Origin of the sequence: Pseudomonas huaxiensis (assembly GCF_003231275.1) — a bacterium.
GTDB lineage: Bacteria > Pseudomonadota > Gammaproteobacteria > Pseudomonadales > Pseudomonadaceae > Aquipseudomonas > Aquipseudomonas huaxiensis.
Map to the genome: position 1 here is coordinate 1 of NZ_QKVL01000229.1, position 233 is coordinate 233.

The 233-nt window shown below is 63.9% G+C and carries 1 protein-coding gene; it reads left to right on the forward strand.

Going from position 1 to position 233, the window contains the following annotated elements:
- On the forward strand, nt 1-233 hold a 233-nt coding region (locus DM374_RS33000; RefSeq protein ID WP_157969853.1), incomplete at both ends, for a hypothetical protein.

Sequence of the window (233 nt, forward strand, 5' to 3'; positions counted from 1 at the left end):
CATCCAAACGCTGGCGGTATCAACAGCCTCACCGAGAGTTTCACCGTTACGGCTACCGATACTGACGGCAGCACCACCAGCGGCAGCCTCGACGTGAACATCGTCGACGACGTACCAACCGCTGCCCCTGACACCAACGCCGTCACCGCCACCGAAGCCCAACTGACCCTCACCGGCAACGTGCTGACCAACGACACCCAAGGCGCCGACCGGGTTACCGGGCCGATCACCGC